This is a genomic window from Collinsella sp. LCP19S3_D5, assembly GCF_052121415.1.
Classification (GTDB): Bacteria; Actinomycetota; Coriobacteriia; order Coriobacteriales; family Coriobacteriaceae; genus Collinsella.
The window spans coordinates 49,874-64,885 of sequence record NZ_JBQKEH010000013.1 but is presented as its reverse complement, the minus strand read 5'-3'; the positions used below and the strand labels follow the sequence as shown (position 1 = coordinate 64,885).

Annotated in this window: 16 protein-coding genes and 3 tRNA genes; 1 reads left to right on the top strand and 18 read right to left on the bottom strand. The window is 59.5% G+C overall.

What is annotated here, in order from left to right; genetic code table 11:
• Positions 1-91: 91 nt before the first annotated feature.
• The 3 genes from ACTQXO_RS06745 to serS form a co-directional block, all read right to left on the bottom strand.
• Positions 92-168, bottom strand: a tRNA-Arg gene (locus tag ACTQXO_RS06745).
• Positions 169-242: 74 nt separating this feature from the next.
• Positions 243-620: a hypothetical protein gene (locus tag ACTQXO_RS06740; RefSeq protein ID WP_441031677.1), complete on the bottom strand. Its 378-nt coding sequence runs from the start codon at positions 618-620 to the stop codon at positions 243-245.
• A 173-nt stretch (positions 621-793) separates the two neighbouring features.
• Positions 794-2,077 carry a serine--tRNA ligase gene (gene serS / locus ACTQXO_RS06735; protein WP_118080822.1) on the bottom strand — a complete coding sequence of 428 codons (1,284 nt, stop codon included), beginning with the start codon at positions 2,075-2,077 and terminating at the stop codon, positions 794-796.
• 111 nt (positions 2,078-2,188) lie between these two features.
• On the opposite strand from serS, the gene ACTQXO_RS06730 reads away from it, so the two are divergent.
• Positions 2,189-2,362 carry a DUF6724 family protein gene (locus ACTQXO_RS06730; protein ID WP_195838594.1) on the top strand — a complete coding sequence of 58 codons (174 nt, stop codon included), beginning with the start codon at positions 2,189-2,191 and terminating at the stop codon, positions 2,360-2,362.
• Between the two features lie 156 nt (positions 2,363-2,518).
• Here the strand turns inward: ACTQXO_RS06730 and proC are convergent, their stop codons facing one another.
• The 15 genes from proC to ACTQXO_RS06655 form a co-directional block, all read right to left on the bottom strand.
• Positions 2,519-3,289 (bottom strand): pyrroline-5-carboxylate reductase, encoded by a 771-nt coding sequence (proC, locus tag ACTQXO_RS06725; protein ID WP_441031680.1) that lies wholly within the window; start codon positions 3,287-3,289, stop codon positions 2,519-2,521.
• Positions 3,290-3,362: 73 nt separating this feature from the next.
• A complete protein-coding gene (rlmH, locus tag ACTQXO_RS06720) occupies positions 3,363-3,833 on the bottom strand; it encodes a 23S rRNA (pseudouridine(1915)-N(3))-methyltransferase RlmH (protein WP_370450649.1) in 471 nt (156 codons plus the stop codon).
• A gap of 6 nt (positions 3,834-3,839) precedes the next feature.
• Positions 3,840-4,778 carry an SPFH domain-containing protein gene (locus tag ACTQXO_RS06715; protein ID WP_117848150.1) on the bottom strand — a complete coding sequence of 313 codons (939 nt, stop codon included), beginning with the start codon at positions 4,776-4,778 and terminating at the stop codon, positions 3,840-3,842.
• 117 nt (positions 4,779-4,895) lie between these two features.
• Positions 4,896-4,982: transfer RNA gene (locus ACTQXO_RS06710), tRNA-Leu, on the bottom strand.
• Between the two features lie 42 nt (positions 4,983-5,024).
• Complete coding sequence (locus ACTQXO_RS06705; RefSeq protein ID WP_441031683.1) at positions 5,025-5,942, bottom strand: TatD family hydrolase; 918 nt, start codon at positions 5,940-5,942, stop codon at positions 5,025-5,027.
• Entirely contained in the window at positions 5,932-6,792 is an 861-nt protein-coding gene (rsmA, locus tag ACTQXO_RS06700; RefSeq protein WP_441031685.1) for a 16S rRNA (adenine(1518)-N(6)/adenine(1519)-N(6))-dimethyltransferase RsmA, read from the bottom strand. The genes ACTQXO_RS06705 and rsmA overlap by 11 nt, the downstream gene beginning before the upstream one ends.
• A 107-nt stretch (positions 6,793-6,899) precedes the next feature.
• Positions 6,900-8,501 carry a methionine--tRNA ligase gene (gene metG, locus ACTQXO_RS06695; RefSeq protein WP_441031687.1) on the bottom strand — a complete coding sequence of 534 codons (1,602 nt, stop codon included), beginning with the start codon at positions 8,499-8,501 and terminating at the stop codon, positions 6,900-6,902.
• A 69-nt stretch (positions 8,502-8,570) separates the two neighbouring features.
• Positions 8,571-9,449: a 16S rRNA (cytidine(1402)-2'-O)-methyltransferase gene (gene rsmI / locus ACTQXO_RS06690; protein WP_441031689.1), complete on the bottom strand. Its 879-nt coding sequence runs from the start codon at positions 9,447-9,449 to the stop codon at positions 8,571-8,573.
• Positions 9,450-9,455: 6 nt separating this feature from the next.
• The gene (locus tag ACTQXO_RS06685; protein ID WP_427719073.1) at positions 9,456-10,517 is read right to left on the bottom strand and encodes a glycoside hydrolase family 5 protein; all 1,062 of its coding nucleotides are present in this window, start codon (positions 10,515-10,517) and stop codon (positions 9,456-9,458) included.
• Positions 10,518-11,120: 603 nt separating this feature from the next.
• Positions 11,121-11,193, bottom strand: a tRNA-Phe gene (locus ACTQXO_RS06680).
• 158 nt (positions 11,194-11,351) lie between these two features.
• Positions 11,352-11,711 carry a DUF192 domain-containing protein gene (locus ACTQXO_RS06675; RefSeq protein ID WP_427719076.1) on the bottom strand — a complete coding sequence of 120 codons (360 nt, stop codon included), beginning with the start codon at positions 11,709-11,711 and terminating at the stop codon, positions 11,352-11,354.
• Positions 11,708-12,184 (bottom strand): hypothetical protein, encoded by a 477-nt coding sequence (locus tag ACTQXO_RS06670; protein WP_427793906.1) that lies wholly within the window; start codon positions 12,182-12,184, stop codon positions 11,708-11,710. Before ACTQXO_RS06670 ends, ACTQXO_RS06675 begins: the two co-directional genes overlap by 4 nt.
• Positions 12,184-14,349, bottom strand: coding sequence for a hypothetical protein (locus tag ACTQXO_RS06665; protein WP_441031692.1), 2,166 nt, complete (start codon positions 14,347-14,349; stop codon positions 12,184-12,186). The genes ACTQXO_RS06670 and ACTQXO_RS06665 overlap by 1 nt, the downstream gene beginning before the upstream one ends.
• Positions 14,321-14,857, bottom strand: coding sequence for a TadE/TadG family type IV pilus assembly protein (locus ACTQXO_RS06660; RefSeq protein WP_441031694.1), 537 nt, complete (start codon positions 14,855-14,857; stop codon positions 14,321-14,323). The genes ACTQXO_RS06665 and ACTQXO_RS06660 overlap by 29 nt, the downstream gene beginning before the upstream one ends.
• Positions 14,793-15,011 (bottom strand): hypothetical protein, encoded by a 219-nt coding sequence (locus ACTQXO_RS06655; protein WP_154517649.1) that lies wholly within the window; start codon positions 15,009-15,011, stop codon positions 14,793-14,795. Before ACTQXO_RS06655 ends, ACTQXO_RS06660 begins: the two co-directional genes overlap by 65 nt.
• Position 15,012 lies beyond the last annotated feature (1 nt).

Genomic DNA, 15,012 nt, shown 5'->3' with positions numbered 1-15,012 from the left:
TTTTCTTACGCTCGCGCCTCGACCGAGGTTCGAATCCATGCATGGCTTCCAAAAAAGAAAAGCCCCCGTTGCCGGAGGCTTCAAGTTCGATTGGTGCGGCGTATAGGATTCGAACCTATGACGTTCTGATTCGTAGTCAGACCCTCTATCCAGCTGAGGTAACGCCGCAGCGCAAGACATATGAAACCATTTTAGTTAATTGGAGTCAAGCACAATCTTGATTTTTTTCTAGACCATTTTCCTCATGCAGCTCCGCATGTATCACCGTTTCCCATACGATCGATCGGCTTTTCAACCACATCGAACCCAACGCCGAGTTCCTTCAATAGCGAGCGCACCCGCTGGGCGCAATCATACTCGGCAAACGAGATACTCAGCATGCGTGCCACCTGGCTAGAAGTCCCGACTCCATAGAACCGTTCGAGTGTTGCAAGCCCTTCGTGCGTCACAAAGGTCTCAACTACATGTGGCGACTCCTCAAAGCACCATTGGGTCAACGGACCCTCGCTCGTTTGCCTCACCACCAAGCCACCCATACCCGATGGCTCACACGTAACTAGCAGGTGCTCCCCACCTTCATCGCTCTCAAATAAAACTACCCGCTCATCAAACAGGTCCATCACATCCCCCTTCTCCCGCTCGTATCTAGTAAAAGCATAGCAGGTAGACGAGCGTATACAGAACATTTGTTCGTGTATTTTGTATTGAGCTGTCCGCGCGACATGGTAAGGCTCCGCGCACAAAAAAGGCGCCCCGGATAGGGGCGCCCCCGCAAATCGCTTATGCAGCAAACCTACGCGACCGGCTCGATCTTCTCGAGGCCGCCCATGTAAGGACGCAGAACCTCGGGGATCGTAATGGTGCCGTCGGCGTTCTGGTAGTTCTCCAGAATGGCGGCCATGGTGCGGCCAGCCGGCAGACCGGAACCGTTAAGGGTGTGCAGGTAGCGCGAGCCCTTGAAGTTCTCGGGATCGCGATACTTGATGTTGGCGCGGCGGGCCTGGAAGTCGCCGCAGTTGGAGCAGGAGCTAATCTCCTTGTAGGCGTTGTAGCTCGGCAGCCAGACCTCGATGTCGTAGGTCTGACGGGCAGAGAAGCCCAAGTCGCCGGTGCACAGGCTAATCACGCGATACGGAAGACCCAGCTGCTGAAGCAGGAACTCGGCCTCGGCGGTCATGCTCTCGAGTTCCTCGTCGGACTCCTCCGGCTTGGCAAACTTGACCATCTCGACCTTGTCGAACTCGTGCTGGCGGATGATGCCGCGGGTGTCGCGACCAGCGGAGCCGGCCTCCTCGCGGAAGCAGGGGGTGAAGGCGGTGTAGCGGCGCGGCAGGGTGTCGGCATCGAGAACCTCGCCGGCGTGCAGGTTGGTAAGCACGACCTCGGCGGTGGGGATCAGGAAGTTATCGCCCGAGACATGATAGGCGTCGTCCTCGAACTTGGGCAGCTGGCCCGTGCCAAACATGGTCTGGCGCTTGACGACGATGGGCGGCCACCACTCCTTAAAACCACGGCTAGTGTGCGTATCGAGGAAGAAGTTGATGAGGGCGCGCTCCAGACGGGCGCCGGCGCCACCGAGAACGGTGAAGCGGCTACCGGAGAGCTTGTTGCCGCGCTCGAAGTCGAGGATGTCGAGGTCGGTGCCCAGATCCCAGTGCGGTTTAAAGTCGAAGTCGAACTCACGCGGGGTGCCCCAACGACGGCGCTCGATGTTCTCGTCCTCGTCCTTGCCGTACGGGGTGGCCTCGCAGGGAATGTTGGGCAGGTGAGCCATAAAGTCGTACTGCTCCTGCTCGAGAGCGGTGCGGCGCTCGGCCAGACCGTCGATCTTCTCGTTGACGGCGCGCACGGCCTCCTTGGCGGCCTCGGCCTCGTCCTTCTTGCCCTCCTTCATCAGGGCGCCGATCTTCTTGGACTCGGCATTACGCGTGGCCTGGAGCTCCTCGACCTCGGTGATGACGGCACGACGCTCATCGTCGAGCTCAAAGAACTTCTCGCGATCCCAAGACGTCTGGCGGTTAGCCATGGCGGTATCGATGGCATCGGGGTTCTCGCGAACAAACTTGATATCAAGCATTAGATCCTCCGGCGATATACATTCCATTTAGGTTGCAACCTTGTACATGTATGGGCAAGTATATACTTATGAGCGTTTACGACCCAACTCAACTACGCAAGAAGGCACCCAATGGACGCAGTTTTTTCCTTTTTGTTTGGCACCCGCACCGGTTTTGCCATCCTTTTCGCCGGCGGCATCCTGCTGTTTGCGATTCTTGCCTTTGTAATGGAGAAGCGCACCCATAAGCTCTACGTCGACCGCGGGCCCAAATCCGAAGAAGATCAAGACAGCTTCTGGGACTAACCTGCCATTTAGGGACAGGTTTATTTTGGTCGGTTTTATCTGGGCAAATGCAAGCGCCCCGCAACCGGTATCAACCCGGTTGCGGGGCGCTTTTCGCTATAGAGATAAAACCGCAGGAAAAACCTGCCAAAATAAACCTGTCCCTAAATGGCAGGTTTACTGAAGGGTGGCGTCGATGGCCTTGACCAGGGCGCTGCGCATGCCGGCGTCCTCGAGCGCGACGACGCCCTTGATGGTTGCGCCGCCGGGCGAGCACACGGCATCCTTCATCGCCGCAGGATGCTGCCCAGTTGCAAGCTGCAGTTTCGCCGTACCCAGAACCATCTGGCTCACAATGCGATAGGCGTCAGCGCGCGGAATGCCGTGCTTGACGGCCGCGTCGCCCAGGGCCTCAATCGCCATGGCAACAAATGCCGGGGCGCAACCGCCCACGGTACCACCCACAAACAGCAAGCTCGTATCGAGCTCAACGACAGTGCCAAGCTTTCCGAGCAGGTCGAGCACCACGGCACGCTGCTCGCCGTTGAGCGCAGAGGACTTCTCGCAGGCAATGACGCCCTCGCCCACCGAAACCGGTGTATTGGGGACCGTCGAGATGTGCGCGACACCCGGCAGAACCTGCTCCCACTTGGCACTGTCCCAAGTCCAGGCGACCGAAAGGACGACCTTATCGGCAAGAGTATCCTTGAGCGGAGCGAAGACCTTCTCGATCATGTACGGCTTGACCGCAGCAACCACGATATCGGATACAGCGACAACCTCCGCCGCATCACGACAGGCAAGTATCCCACGCGCCTCACAGCGCTCAACCAGGGCATCGTAGCGGCCCGCGCAGGCACACATGTCGCTCGCAGCCACACCGGCGGCAATCCAGCCATCGGCCATAGCGCTCGCCATATTGCCAAAACCGACAAATCCAATCTTCATATCTCATAGTCCTCTCAGACAGGTTCTTCAAATCGAGAGCTATTGTCCCACGGCATTGTTTCGTGTTGCCGACCTATTTGTGATACGGCTCACCACGGCTAATCTTGCAGGCGCGGTAGACCTGCTCCAGCAGCACCACGCGCGCCAAGTTATGCGGCAAGGTAATGCGTCCAAAGCTGAGCATTTCGTCAGCTCGTGAGCGAACATCGTCGCTCACGCCGTCCGATCCGCCAATCACAAAGGCGATGTCGCTGTTGCCTCGCAACATAAGATCATCGAGCCGCGCCGAGAGTTCCTCACTCGAGCGCTCTTTGCCCTCAATGGCCAGCAGAATCACATGCGCTCGGGGCGGCAGGGCTGCAAGAATCGCCGCTCCCTCCTTGTCGCGCGCGGCATCCACGCCGCCCGCCTTGGCCGGGTCGATATCGGCCACCTCGCGCATATCCACCTTGGCATAGGCGCCCAGGCGCTTGGTGTACTCGGCGCAGGCATCCTTCCAAAAACGCTCTTTGAGCTTACCGACGCATACAACGGTGCACTTCACGCGCGCCTACTCCTTCGAATCGTTTTGAACTTTGCCGGCGGTCAGCATCTGCTCGAACATAGAGGCCGACTGCGAAAAGTCGCTCGGCAGCACGACCGTCGATGTTTTACCCGTGCGAGCGAACTCCGTCATCATCTCGGACCATTGCGTAAACATGAACAGCTGGTTGGCCTCATCGTTGCCGACGCCCGTCTCCTGGATAATCTCGAGCGAATCCTTGATACCCAGCGCGATGGCCTTGCGCTGGTTGGCGATGCCTTCGCCCGCCTTTTCCATTGCCTCGGCCTCGGCGGTCGCCTCGGTAACGCGCTTGATGCGGTCGGCCTCAGCGAGCTCCTGCGCAGCAGCGCGCTTACGCTGGGCGGCGTTGATGTCATTCATAGAGTTCTCGACCTCGGTCGGCAGCGCGATCTTGGTGATGAGCGTCGACACGAGGGTAAAGCCGTAGGCGGCCATCTGCTCGGATACGGTGGCGTTGACGTCCTTGGCAATGTCATCCTTCTTGGCAAAGACCTCATCAAGGGTATAGACAGGGATGGAAGAGCGCAGGGCATCGGTAATGAAGTCGCGCATCTGGTCGACGGGCTCCTGCAGCATGTAGTAGCTCTTGTAGATGCCCGAATCTGCCGGGCCGGCTCCCATGTCATAGCTCACGTGGTACTGAGCAGAGACCTCAAGGCCGATAGTCACGTTGTCCTGGGTCTTAACGTCGATCCCAAAACCGTTTTTCATGGTGCGCAGACTCACCGTGGCGGCCTTGCGGTCGATCACGGGCACCTTCATGTGGAAACCCGCGTTGACGATGCGGTTAAACTTGCCCAGGCGCTCGATGATCACAGCATGCTGCTGTTCAACGACATAGCAGGCGTTGGGAAGCAGTAGCAACAAAATGATGATGGGAAGCAGAAGGCTCGTAAGGGCAGCGATAATACCGGATAACAGCATGGTCTCTCCTCCGATGGGCACACGTTGGCACTAGGATACCCGCACAAAGCAGCCATGTGACACCATCAGGAAGCCCATAACAAAAAAGCTCCCATTGCTGGGAGCTCTTTCAATCAATGGTGCGGGCGAAAGGACTTGAACCTTCATGGGGTTGCCCCCATACGGACCTGAACCGTACGCGTCTGCCAATTCCGCCACGCCCGCGTGCAGGAATTAGAATAACGGAGCGCCACCGTGAACGCAAGACTATTTTTGAAAAAGTTTGCAGGCATTGTCCCACGCAGCTTGCGCAATTGCCTCTGCTTTCTCTCCAGTACGATCGACACGGTCATTAACCAGCGCGTTTGCCGTGATGGAAATCATTGCCGGCTCACACTCAAGACCGCGAATGGGCTCCGGCGCCATATAGGGACAATCTGTCTCGAACAAAATACGGTCGAGCGGGGTCGCCGCGAATGCCTCGCGCACATCATTGTTGCGCTTAAAGGTGGCCGCGCCGCCATAGGCGATGTAACAACCCAAATCCACAAAGCGCTCCATCGTGGCGCGATCCTCGCCAAAGCAATGCAGCACGCAACCGGCCTGAGGCACACCCACCTCGCGCAGCACGTTGTACGCATCCACATGCGAGGAGCGCTCCTCGTCCGTGTCCTCATGACGCAGATGCAGCTCTACCGGCACATTGCGGCGTACGGCAACCTCGAGTTGGCGCGCCATACAGTCGATCTGCACGCTGTGGGGCGCCGGCGCGATGCCGTCGTCGTAATCCATGTGGTAGTCCAGACCGATCTCCCCGATACCGACGCATAAGGGATCATGAAGCGCAGCAACGACCTGTGCATGGATGTCATCGGTATAGTCCGGCGCGCCATAGGGGTGCACACCGGCGAGATACTTTATCTGCGGAATATCCCGCATCGGCAAAATCTCGCGCACCAGCCAGTCGCTATAGTCCGTCACGCTGCGTTTGTCGGCAATGGGATCAAAAATCGTCACCAACAGGTCGACGCCTGCAGCCTTGGCGCGCACAAGCGTCTCGGGTACTTCCTTGCCCCAAAACGAGAGCAGGTGCGCATGCGTATCGGCAAGCGGCGCCAAGGGCGCGGGGCAAGCAACCGTTTTCTTTTTCTTGGTAAACGTCACGCGCTCGTCATTAGGCATCATGGATTAGCTCCTGAGCCAGACGGACAAAATCGGCAACGCCAAGCGTCTCGGCGCGTGTGGTGGGCGCGATGCCGCAAGCCTCAAAGGCGGCATCGAGCACGTCCTTGGCAAAGCCGTTGGCGCTCATGGAATTGCGGATGGTCTTGCGACGCTGAGCAAACGCAGCGTCAATCACGCGGGCCACAAACTCGCGATCAAGCCCCTCGGGCGCTACGCCGTCAACACGGTCGATGCGCACGACGGCCGAATCCACATGCGGCGCCGGCATAAAGCAGCGCGGCGGCACCTCAAAGCGACCCGTCACCTGCGCATACAGGCCGAGCTTTGCCGTATAGCCGCCGTAGGTCTTGTTGCCCGGCGTTGCGGCAATGCGATCGGCAACCTCCTTTTGAACCATGACGACGGCGCGCTTGAGCGCGGGCATCGTCTGGAAGAACTGCAGAATGATCGTCGCTGCCACGTTATAGGGCAAGTTCGCGACAAATACCGTCGGCTCACCGCCCGCGGCCTGCTCAATCTGCTCCGGGCACACCTTGAGCGCGTCGCCCATGATAAAGCGGAAGTTGGCATAGTCGGCGGCATGGGCATCGAGCACCGGCTCGAGCTCGGGATCGGCCTCAATCGACGTGACGCACGCCGCCTCCTGAAGCAGCGCAAGCGTGAGCGTTCCAACGCCCGGACCAACCTCGAGCACGCGCTCATCGCCCGCAAGTTCGGAAAGCTCGCAAATACGCTCGATCACATGGTTGTCGATCAGGAAGTTCTGGCCCAGGCGATGCTTGGTCGCAAGGCCAAACTCCTCCAGCAGCTCCCTTGTTGCCGTGGGGTTTGCCAAAGGCGAAGTTGTCATAGTTGCCTCCTTAGCATGGTGGCGGCGTCTTGAAACAAAAGGGCATGGACCGTTGCGGCCATGCCCTTACACCTAAACAGCAGATTGCCGATATGGCGCGCGGCGTCTTAACCCAGGCGCGGGAACAGCGGCTCACCCTTCTCGACGGGCTGACCACCGGCAAGCAGACCCCAAGCGCAAATGCCCTTGAGATCGTCGCTCGCGGCCTCGTCCTCGCACGACAGGCGGCGCAGGGCCTCGGTAGAAGTCTGGGGCATGAGCGGCATCAGCAGGTGAGCGGCAATGCGGATGGCCTCGAGGAGGTTGTAGATCACAAACGCCAGCTCGTCGGCCTTGGCCTCGTCCTTGGCAAGTGCCCAGGGCTCGGAGTCCTCGATGTAGTGGTTGGCGGCGTGGATGAGCTCCATAACCTCGTCTTTGGCTCCACCGTAATCGAGCACGTCCATCTTGGCCATGTAGCGCCCGGCCAGGCCATCGGCGATCTTTGCCAGCGGGTTATCGAACGCATCGAACGATGCGGGCTTGGCGGGCGCGCAACCATCAAAGTACTTACCGCTCATGTTGAGCGAACGCGAGATGAGGTTGCCCCAGCTGTTAGCGAGATCGGCGTTGTAGACCTGCTCCATGCGATCGAAGCTGATAGCGCCGTCGGTGCCGGGGACCACGTCGGTCATAAAGTAGTAGCGATAACCCTCGACGCCCAGCATGTCGATAACATCCAGCGGGGCAATGGCGTTGCCACGGCTCTTGGACATCTTCTCGGCCTTGCCAGTCTCGGCATTGCGCACGGTCAGGAAGCCGTGGGCAAAGACGTGCTCGGGCAGAGCCTCGCCAATGGCCATGAGCATAGCGGGCCAAATGACGCAGTGAAAGCGAATGATGTCCTTGCCCACAATGTGGAACTGCGCAGGCCAGCGATAGGCCAGCTCGGCACGGGCCTCGTCGGTGTCGACACCGTAGCCGACAGCCGTCATGTAGTTGAGCAGCGCGTCGAACCACACATAGGTCACATGGCCCTCATCGAATGGAACCTGGATGCCCCAGTCAAAGCTCGTACGGCTCACGGAAAGGTCGTTGAGGCCGCCCTCGACAAAGCTACGCACCTCGTTCATGCGGAATGCAGGCTCGACGAAATCGGGATGCTCGTCATAGAGCTTGAGCAGCTTGTCCTGGAAAGCGGAAAGCTTGAAGAAGTAGGACTCCTCCTGCACGCGCTCGAGCGGACGATGACAGTCGGGGCACAGGTGCTGGCCGACGCTGCCGTACTCCTCGTCACCCTTCTGGACCTGCGTGTCGGTAAAGTAAGTCTCGTCGGGCACACAGTACCAACCGTCGTAGCTGCCCTTATACAGGTAGCCAGACTCCTTCATGCGCTCCCACAGATACTGCACCGCATGATGCTGGCGCGGCTCGGTGGTGCGGATGAAGTCGTCGTTGGAGATCTCGAGTTTGCTCCAAAGCTCCTTGAAGTGCGGAGCCTGGCTGTCGGTCCACTCCTGCGGCGTCATGCCATGCTTGGCTGCGGCCTCGGCGACCTTCTCGCCGTGCTCGTCCATGCCGGTCAGGAACTTGACGTTATAGCCAGCGGAGCGGCGATAGCGAGCCTGAACGTCGGCGATGATGGTGGAATAAGCCGTGCCCAGATGCGGATCGGCATTGACGTAGTAGATGGGGGTCGTGATAAAGAACGAAGGCTTGCTTTGATCCATGGGGTTTGTCCTCCAGAAAAACGTTGCATACAGGGGATGATTCTAACGCAAGGGCTGGATATCCTCCATCTATTGCATATTGAGCACCATGGCATAGACATCGCGTTTGCGGCGTGAATACTTCTGAGACAGACGCTTGGCCACCGCAGAGGCGGGCTCCCCCTCCTCGAGCGCGGCGCGGATATCCTCGCGCAGGGCCTCGTCGGGATCCGCTGCCGCTGCGCCAACCGGCACGATGCCGGTCTCCTCGTCTTCACTCGGTGGCGCGATGACCAGCGCAATCTCGCCCTTTACTTCGCCGCGAGCACGCAGCCCCTCGGCAAGCTGGGCGGCGGTCCCGCGCAAGACCTCCTCGTGCAGCTTGGTGAGTTCGCGGCAGACGGCAACCTCACGCTGGGGAAAGACCTCTGCCACGGCCTCGAGCGTCGCCACGATGCGATGTGGAGACTCGTAGAAGATGAGCGCGCCGGGCACCACGGCAAGGCGCTGCAAACGGCGTACGCGGTCGCCGTGCTTTCGGCCCAAAAAGCCCTCGAAGAAAAAATGCTCGCAGGGAATGCCGGACGATACGAGCGCCGTGACGCAAGCAGAGGGGCCGGGAATAACTTCGACGGGCACATCGGCCTCGCGCGCCGCCTCGACCAGCGCCTGGCCGGGATCGGACACGCTCGGCATGCCGGCATCCGAGGCAAAGGCAAGGGTCTCACCCGCCAGCAGGCGGTCGACCAGACCGGTGGCGCGGCTGGCGATCACATTCTCGTCGCAACGGACAAGCGGCTTGGAAATTCCCAGGTGCATCAGTAGCTTTGAGGTCACGCGCGTGTCTTCGCAGCAGATGGCATCGGCGGCGGCAAACGCCTCGCCAACGCGCGGAGACAGGTCGCCCAGGTTGCCGATGGGTGTTCCGACCACATAGAGTTTGCCCGTACGGGCGCTGTTTTGCGTCATATCAACCTATTCAATCATGCCGCGCTCGAGCGTACCGAGCGCCGCGCGGGCGTCCCATGCTGCGATGCGTTTCTCGGTCTTCCACGTTTGGAAGAACCAACCGGCAGCCGGCGCAAACGAAGCCAGCTGGTTGGCGATAAACACGCGCTCGTAGGCATTGCGGCCCTCGGGCGTAACCGACGAGTTGGCAAAGATCGCCGCGCCCGACCATTCGCCCACCAGCACGGGGAACCCAGTTGAAATCGCTTCTTTAAGCTCGCGCTTGTTACGCGAAATCGCCGTCGTCAGCCCGCGGGGGCTCGTGATGTCGAGCGCATGCTCGTCGCGGTAATGGTACAGGTGAAGGTCCATGTAGACGTTCTTGTACTTGGCGCCGCGCATAAAATGCTTCCACTCGCCGGGATGTCCTGAGGACGAAAAGACGACGATCTTATCCTCGGGCATATACGAACGGACGAGCTCGTAGGCATCGCGATAGAAATTGCGCAGGTAGTGGGCCGGAATGCCATCCGTCATGGTAAAGAGACTCTTGCGGACACTCATTCGAGGTGCATCCAGCAGCTCAATGCCCAGAAGGCTTTCGGCTTCGCCGTAGCGATCGGCCAAACGCTCCAGCACGTCGAGCGCAACGTGACGACCGTTGGTGGACGAATGCCACTCGGCAACAGCCTCCGGCGTGGTGGGCGAATCGTTGGAATCGCCCTGGCCACCGGGCACAGTCGCTAGATCGAGCAGCACGCGAATGTCGTACTTGGCAGCCCACTCAATTGCACGGTCAATGTAGTCGATAACCGAAATGTAGGACGCATCGGACTCCTGCGAGCCAAAGGCATACCAGGGCACCGGCAAACGCACGGCATTGAGACCAATCTGCGCCATACGGCGAAAATCATCTTCGCTTACGAATGTCTCATAATGGCGACGCATGCGCTCGTTATAGGCAGCAGTGCCCATGGCTTCTTGCAGTTCCGCCGCATTGGACGCACCTGTCGCCGCGTACAGCGACGGGGTCACCCAAGGCTCGGGAATAAACCAGCCAGAGAGATTAACGCCGAGTATCCTCTCCATCACGGCCCCCTTCGAATCGTGCAGGGCGAACCCGCATCGTATTGCATAGGAAAAGTATCGTTTTGAGTATACCCGCGCACACGGACAGCCGATCGAACGGTCTGCAAAGTGGCGCAAAAGTAGGAGTAATGTCTGGGCGGGCACACCCGAGATGGTACGCCAAGATGTGCACGCGCGCCGAAGGCAGGCGCCGGAAGGCGCATCCCGTTTTTTTGCTCAATAATGGAATGCATTTTCCGCCAGCGGGCCCAACCGGAAAGCATGTCCCGTAATTTCACGTCATTCCGGGTCGCATTTTCCCAAGCGCCCCTAAAGCGGAAAGCGCATCCCGCTCAGGATTGAAATTCTGGGATGCGTTTTCCGCGGGTCCACATAAAAGAAAAGGACCTCTTTGCAGAGGTCCTAGTCAATTCAAGGTGGCGGGGAAGGGAATCGCGTCCGCGCGCTGCGCGGACGGACCGCTGCGGCGCTTGCGCGCCTTGCGAGCTACGCTGGCAAACGCTATCGCGTTTCCTCAGCTCCGCGCCCTCTCGGGGTTCGATTCCGTGCGGGGGCTACATAAAAGAAAAGGACCCCTTTGCAGAGGTCCTAGTCAATTCAAGGTGGCGGGGAAGGGAATCGAACCCCTGACACGAGGATTTTCAGTCCTCTGCTCTACCAACTGAGCTACCCAGCCATTTGAGGTGTGCCTTGTTTCAAGGCTTGATTAGTATAACCAAGGACGCGCTCCGGTCAACCGAGAATTTGAAAAAAGTTTTTGGACACCGCCTCGGTTCTGTAAAGCAGCACGTCAGAGACATCAACCGGCCGCAAGAAATTTTTCGCTCAGGGCCTTCAAGCCTGCACTCGTTGCAAGACAGTGGGCGATACAAAGATTGAAGGGCGTTCCAGCACCGCCCAAGCACCGGGACAGGAACACATGCGCCAGGGGCGGACATTTTCGTAGCGTGCAAGGATATTGCCGCTGCAATCAATAAAGGCAATGTCGATGGGATAAGCCATAAAACAGGTGTGAACCGAAGAGCAGCACGGAAACGCCATGACGAGCGGCAGTCCGTCAGCCGTAATCGGCACGCGGCCCAGCATGCCGCGCAAGCGTGCGCCAAACGATTCTGCCACCATAAACTCTGCCGGCGACCAACCGAGCCTATTGAGCGCACGCGCGTAGGCGATATAAGACAAGACGGCGCTCACATGACCACCCCCGGTCGCCACGGATCGACCGTAACCGCGCGCTCGTGCGACAGCTTCGCCGGCGTCCCCAGAGAAACGCCGGCAATGCTGAGCAATCTAGGCCACGGCTCATAGTACATGACGCAGGCATAGGTCCTAAACGTCCCGGACAGAGAGAGCAAGCCGCCATCAGACGACGCCGAGCTCTGCTCGCTCGAGACCTCGACCTGCAGATTATAGCCCTGCATAGCCGCCTGAATCTCGGACTGGACACGCATCGAGGCATCGACAGAGCTCTCATCGCCCTCCCCTTCCGGCGCCACAGCGTGCGCCAGCACGATATCGGGCACCACGCGATCGAAGCGCGCAACGGCGCCAGCAAAGACCATGACGTTGTACACAATGAGCGCAAGCGCCAGCAAAACGGGAGCGACCACGGCCATCTCGACCGTCGCCTGGGCGCGCTCCTCGTACAAGACTGCACCAACGCCCATTACGATCCACCGCCCAAGGCGCCCGCCAGCGTAGCGACATCGACGGTAAGCGGGATGGAACCACCGCCGGGCAACGGAATCTCCGCAAGTGTGAACACCGTACCGCTAATGGTGCGTTCGACTTGATATTCCAACGCCTCGCAGAGCGCCTTGGGATCCGTCACGCCCAACGGAATACTTCGCAGTTTGTCTTGCGCTTGAGAGAGACCGGCAATGTCAGACCCCGGACTCTTAATGACGTTAGCGGAATCGGTCAGCACCGGCTTTCGCAGGCGCAAGTCGCACGGTTCCAAACCCAGCGCCGCCACGGACGCCGAAACGGTATCGCCGAGCCACGATGCAATGGAGCCCAACGCGCCGCTGCCCCCTCCTAGGTCTTTAATCATCTCGTCCATAAGTTCGTCGGCCGAACCTTGGATGTCTCCGTATCCCACAAGCAGGCGTCCCCAAACATCCATGACGCCATCGAGTACGCCGGCAACGCCGCCCGAGCGCTCTTCCAGTGTCGAGAAAAACCGCGAGAGCACGTTGTTTTGCGCCGTCGCGTTGTCGGGAGCCAAGACCGCGGCAGAGATTGCACCGCGACTGCCGAGCGTAACCGGCTTATTGAATGAAGAGTTGAGCTTACCGGGACTGGTCATATCGCCCGAGACCGCAAAGGAGACCACGCCGTTTCGGCCGGGCGGGGCGATACGCGGCCGCTCGCCCGAAAGCGCCTTGATGGCCTGGTCAAACGCATTGCCCGCACGGTCGGCCTCATCCTCGGTCTGACGCTCAAGTTCGAGTTCTTTGTTGCGGCAGTCGACGTAGTCTTCCAGGGCATCTTTGAACTTGTCAAAGTGGTATTCGAAGCCGTTTTCGATAGAAGTCGAAGGCGCTGCAACGGCACCGAGCGACGAAACGCCAAAATGGCATCTGTTGCATCTGTCCTGCCCGTCATAATCGGCAACCGAGGCTAACCCGCCTGGCGACCCCTTCTTATAGTTGGGGCAACTCGTTCCGTAATGCAGATACGTCTTGTCATCGATGGTACTAATTGGCCACGCCGCATCGGTATAGAGTTCCGTCGCTCGCACCTCTTCAGAGTTGCGCGGCAACAGCGGGATATGGGAAGTGACTTCATCTCCGTCCTCGGTTACATATGCACGATTGACCTCTGTACTCGCATAGGTGTAAAACGCCTTGCGCGCCGCCGACTCCGCCTTCGTCTCGACGCTTGAGCCCTGAGGTGCCTCGTTTGCAAGGCGCGAGCGGTAATAGGCCTTCGCGCGATCGAGCGCCACTTGCGGCTCCCATGTGACACTCGAGGCATAGTGCGGATTCTCAATATCCGAAAGCTTCGCCAAGCTCCTAGCGCGTTCCCACATGCACGAACAGCTTCCGACTGCGCCTCTGTCCGATCCGCCGCAGTCGGCAAGCCAGGCGCGTTCCTTGGCCTTTGACGTTTTCTCGGACGCTTTCTTCAGTTCCTTGGCAGCATAGTCAAGGTCTTTTGAGGTGCTCTCGATGGCATCGGTCGAGATTTCTGACCCCTCGAGCGCAACAAAGTCCGACTCCGATGTCCTGGGCACGGCGAGCGCTGTGCCGGTATAGATCACGTTATCGGTATCCTGCGCCGAAACAGCCTGCGTAGCTCGCGCGGCAACCAGATATGGCAGAGCCGTTTCGACTTTTTGCAAACCCTCCGACGCACTTTTGGCAAACTTATTGCGCGTTTTAATAATCTCAATCCCGGTATCGACCATATCGCTTGCGGCTATTTTCCCACCCGGCACCAGCATGGCAACCAAGCCGGTGCCGATTGTGGCAAACCCCGCCAGGCCCAAGCTCAAAATGCTCGCATCCACCACCGTGGCCGCTGTATGGTAGGACGATATCACGTTGGCACCCGCCAGAGCACCGCTATCGGCCGCCACCTGGGTATCCCCGGCACGCGACATACTCCATATCGCCGCCGTCGACGAAAACAGCAGCGTAAGCACCACAAGTATGACGACCGCCGAAGAAAGCGTAGTGTAGGCACCGTCCTCGATAAACAAGTCGATACCGGAGCGGCCCATGAAGCCGCCCCGCTTGCGGCGGGCATTCGACCGGCAACGGCACACGAGCCCTCGCATCATTCGCAGCAGGCGACGCCTAATCCCACGCGGCAATCCACGAATCATAGTCTCCCTCCAGCCATCCGGGACGCGATCGGTACGAAACGTCGACTTTCAACTCAACATTTCCTCCTCCCCCCACATTGCCCATGGCCTGCGCGAACGCGCCGATCACGGGCAGCGGCTTTACATCACCCGCGATAGATACAGACGAAACGCCCCCTGCGTCCGCCCGGCCAAGCTCGATATCCCACGACAGCGGTCCGCCGGCGTGAAAGATCGAGACATCGGGCACCGCGGCGAGACGGCGGCGGGCAAACTCCTTGAGGTCGTCGTCCTCCGCCGTCGTCGTGGTCATGAGCCGCGCCGTCTCGGCGGCGGCAGACTCCATGACCGCACGCGTATAGAGCAGGCACACCGGCTGCAGCGCAAGCAGGATGAGCGTCAAAAACGTCGGCAGCAAAAAGGCGGCCTCGACCGTGGACTGCGCCCAATCCTCGCGCGCGATATCAATAGAGTGCGATGTCTTTGGCGCCTGCGGCGGCGTCGATAACCGATGTCGAGGCGACGCCATGGGACGCCGCCCGTGCAGCCAACGCCGCCAAGCGTCCGTCGGTGCCGGCGCGCCAAAGCCCCGCAATCGCCAGCACGATGGAAAGCAGCGCCATGGTGACGATGGCGTACTCAACGGTCGATTGGGCAGACTCCTCGCGCAAAACGTCAAGCATT

Bases quoted from the DNA above. Each gene is read 5' to 3' on its own strand.
- ACTQXO_RS06740 (WP_441031677.1), bottom strand. From the start codon at position 620: ATGGACCTGTTTGATGAGCGGGTAGTTTTATTTGAGAGCGATGAAGGT.
- proC (WP_441031680.1), bottom strand. From the start codon at position 3,289: ATGAAGATTGGATTTGTCGGTTTTGGCAATATGGCGAGCGCTATGGCC.
- ACTQXO_RS06705 (WP_441031683.1), bottom strand. From the start codon at position 5,942: ATGATGCCTAATGACGAGCGCGTGACGTTTACCAAGAAAAAGAAAACG.
- ACTQXO_RS06665 (WP_441031692.1), bottom strand. From the start codon at position 14,349: ATGATTCGTGGATTGCCGCGTGGGATTAGGCGTCGCCTGCTGCGAATG.
- serS (WP_118080822.1), bottom strand. From the start codon at position 2,077: ATGCTTGATATCAAGTTTGTTCGCGAGAACCCCGATGCCATCGATACC.
- ACTQXO_RS06670 (WP_427793906.1), bottom strand. From the start codon at position 12,184: ATGGGCGTTGGTGCAGTCTTGTACGAGGAGCGCGCCCAGGCGACGGTC.
- rsmA (WP_441031685.1), bottom strand. From the start codon at position 6,792: ATGACAACTTCGCCTTTGGCAAACCCCACGGCAACAAGGGAGCTGCTG.
- ACTQXO_RS06655 (WP_154517649.1), bottom strand. From the start codon at position 15,011: ATGCTTGACGTTTTGCGCGAGGAGTCTGCCCAATCGACCGTTGAGTAC.
- rsmI (WP_441031689.1), bottom strand. From the start codon at position 9,449: ATGACGCAAAACAGCGCCCGTACGGGCAAACTCTATGTGGTCGGAACA.
- ACTQXO_RS06730 (WP_195838594.1), top strand. From the start codon at position 2,189: ATGGACGCAGTTTTTTCCTTTTTGTTTGGCACCCGCACCGGTTTTGCC.
- ACTQXO_RS06685 (WP_427719073.1), bottom strand. From the start codon at position 10,517: ATGGAGAGGATACTCGGCGTTAATCTCTCTGGCTGGTTTATTCCCGAG.
- metG (WP_441031687.1), bottom strand. From the start codon at position 8,501: ATGGATCAAAGCAAGCCTTCGTTCTTTATCACGACCCCCATCTACTAC.
- ACTQXO_RS06660 (WP_441031694.1), bottom strand. From the start codon at position 14,857: ATGGCGTCGCCTCGACATCGGTTATCGACGCCGCCGCAGGCGCCAAAG.
- ACTQXO_RS06715 (WP_117848150.1), bottom strand. From the start codon at position 4,778: ATGCTGTTATCCGGTATTATCGCTGCCCTTACGAGCCTTCTGCTTCCC.